The sequence below is a fragment of the Moorena sp. SIO3I6 genome, from assembly GCF_010672095.1.
In genome coordinates, this window is sequence record NZ_JAAHHU010000645.1 from 1 (window position 1) to 2,532 (window position 2,532).

Sequence of the window (2,532 nt, forward strand, 5' to 3'; positions counted from 1 at the left end):
TTCTGGCAGCTTTTCCATCTCTTTGACCAATGGAGCCAGGTAACTGGATGGGAGACCCCCTTCAGCAGATTTTTCTTTAACTTCCTCTGGTAGTAATTCTGAGGACATGGCAGTCCATTGATCAGACATCTGTTTGACCTCCCGGCGAGTGATGCGATCGCCTTGTTGAGCTAGTTCTGTCACCATTTGCTGAACTTCCGGAGCCGACTTAGCTGTTTCCACAAATGCCCGTTTACTGAAGTTATTAATGGCATCATGACTAAGCTGACCCTCGATTAACAGAGTATCGGCACTGTTAGCCAGTTCAATCAGGGAGTAAGCCTGACTCTTACCGATTTCCCGACTTTTGAGCCAATTTAAAAATCCAGCTCCCCGTCCTTCACCGCCTTTTTTCTCCCTGTCTCTTACTACTCTTAGAATCCGTCCCCGCCAGATATCGGTCTGTAGGTCAAAGCGATCGCATACTCGCCAAGCGTGATCCACTAGCTCTTCAAAGTCAGTTTCCTGAATTTCTTCATCCTCTGGGTCCGGGAGTTGGAAATCCAGATCCATGGGTTCGTTGAGCAGGGCAGCGAGTTCGGCGGTAGAGTCAGGCACTTGCACCATAGGGAAAGATTATCCAGTCACGGTAAAAACGATTATTGCACGGTTTCCAAATTATAAGACTGTACGCTACCCCTAGATGAGTCTGACTTTATTATCTGGCATCATGCCCCAGATGTATAGGTTATTAATGGTTAGTCATTCTTCTGTCAGTCGAAACAACCGTATTTAGAAACTTGTACAAACTACATACAATAAGGTTTTCTTGTAAAAATAAACCTTCACCCCACCTAGTTGTGATCCTTTTAAGGTAAGACAAGTTAAGGAGGTTGTGATCGCTTGAGAGCAGTTGGGTATTTAAAGATTTGATGAACCCCTTGACATGCTTTGACATGCTGTGGTTAGTATGTAGTTGTTTTGTAGGCATTGTCATCAGTAGGTCTCAAATTGCCGTCATAATTGCCCTGTACCTTCTCAAAGAGCTTAACAGTTACGTTAAGCGAACTGGTATTTCTAAGACTGAGGTGGTGGTCGGTGCTTTGGCACTGTATTTAGGGTGCGAGTCGGATGTGCCATTGAATCAGAGGCTGGCATTGCTGAAAGCCAAAGTATAACCACTACAGGCTTTGGTGTAAAAATAGTTCAGCAGGTGAGAGAGTCAGGAAGAACGATGAGCGATCACCAACGATTAGTAGACTTAAAGAATAACCTAGAGCTGCTATATGAAAAACTTGGCTCCTTTGAACAGGAGTTGATTATCTCTCCAAGTGCCTCTGCCAAGTTTGAACTCAAACAGCGGATTAAGCGAGAAATTTTCCCCAGTATCCGTAGGTATGAAGCCGAGTATTGGGAGTTGTACCCACAAGAGGCTATTCTAATCTCTGATGAGGAAGCTCAAATTCAACTAGCTCAAGTAAAACAGGCTGTTGAATCCCTTGAGCGCATTCCACCTGTTGAGTATCCCCCAGAACTAGTGCAGTTGCTGCAAGATATCCGAACCAAATTGGAAGAAGGGGAAAAGGCAGCCTCAGCTAAGTTGAAGGTAATGCTGCCGTTAATTCCTGCGATCGCATCTTATGAGCTGGAAATCGATACAGAAGGGTTTATGTACAAATCCTGGAAGGCAATTAAGAGGCTGGTGAGGAGATAGGGAATGTCAATGCTAAAGCAAGAACAAGCACTATTAAATTGGAAAGAAAAGCTTGCTAATTATGAGCTTGAACTTTCAATAAATGCTAGTACGGAACAAAAGTTTGAACTACGAAAGAAGATTGAGGAATGTGAAAAAGAAATTGAACGAATACAACAAGATCTAAAGTCTATTGACCAACATATAGAATCTCCAAAGTCTGATCATTATTCTGGTTCAGAAACCCATATACATCGAAATCATCCTTATACTTATCAAATAAAAACATCACCTATAATAAAGCAATATAAGAAACTAACAAGATTACTATCTTGGAAAGTTATTGTATTACTGAGTATAACTGTTATTTTTATAGGAGCTGTATTAAGCTTTTCCCACAATAAATCAGATCACCTGTCACCTACAGAAGAAAAAAATGATAAATCTTTGCCTGAGGATGATGATAGTAATAAAAATGATTTAATAAATAACAATTCTTCTCCTTTGCTTTCTCCTAAATAATCTACTTTTATTTGACCAGATGTTGGTGAGGGTAATTCTAGAAATGAAAATGATTTAAATACACAATATCCTTTGATTTAATCAGTGACAAAAATTGATGATATTCACCTAGATTATCTGTTAGCAAATGGTAAGCGGAAAGAAGTTGATATCCTCGGTTTCCAGGATTTATACAAAATATCAAAAATTGCATCTTTTTAAGAAATTACCTGTGTCGATCTAAAAATTATTGACAAACTATCGGGAAATTATAGCGAGGGAAAGTTTGGTTATAGGGTACAACATGAAATTTACAAAAGTATCGATCGAAATATAGCTGGCAACAAAATAAAAAAATC

Annotated in this window: 4 protein-coding genes and 1 pseudogene; 4 read left to right on the forward strand and 1 reads right to left on the reverse strand. The window is 39.8% G+C overall.

Features of this window, described 5'->3' with window-relative positions; genetic code table 11:
• Window positions 1-606, reverse strand: a pseudogene (locus F6K49_RS40790) (hypothetical protein); the annotation flags it as partial.
• Window positions 607-911: 305 nt separating this feature from the next.
• On the opposite strand from F6K49_RS40790, the gene F6K49_RS40795 reads away from it, so the two are divergent.
• From F6K49_RS40795 to F6K49_RS53875, 4 genes are all read left to right on the forward strand, one after another.
• Complete coding sequence (locus F6K49_RS40795; protein ID WP_293106643.1) at window positions 912-1,157, forward strand: hypothetical protein; 246 nt, start codon at window positions 912-914, stop codon at window positions 1,155-1,157.
• Window positions 1,158-1,213: 56 nt separating this feature from the next.
• A complete protein-coding gene (locus tag F6K49_RS40800; protein WP_293106646.1) occupies window positions 1,214-1,693 on the forward strand; it encodes a hypothetical protein in 480 nt (159 codons plus the stop codon).
• 9 nt (window positions 1,694-1,702) lie between these two features.
• The gene (locus F6K49_RS40805; protein WP_293106649.1) at window positions 1,703-2,194 is read left to right on the forward strand and encodes a hypothetical protein; all 492 of its coding nucleotides are present in this window, start codon (window positions 1,703-1,705) and stop codon (window positions 2,192-2,194) included.
• 204 nt (window positions 2,195-2,398) lie between these two features.
• Window positions 2,399-2,532, forward strand: a 134-nt coding sequence (locus F6K49_RS53875) for a GUN4 domain-containing protein (protein WP_366514295.1), incomplete at its 3' end; no start/stop codon positions are given.

Excerpts from the sequence above, each read along its gene's own strand:
- F6K49_RS40795 (WP_293106643.1), top strand. The coding sequence starts at position 912 with ATGAACCCCTTGACATGCTTTGACATGCTGTGGTTAGTATGTAGTTGT.
- F6K49_RS40800 (WP_293106646.1), top strand. The coding sequence starts at position 1,214 with ATGAGCGATCACCAACGATTAGTAGACTTAAAGAATAACCTAGAGCTG.
- F6K49_RS40805 (WP_293106649.1), top strand. The coding sequence starts at position 1,703 with ATGCTAAAGCAAGAACAAGCACTATTAAATTGGAAAGAAAAGCTTGCT.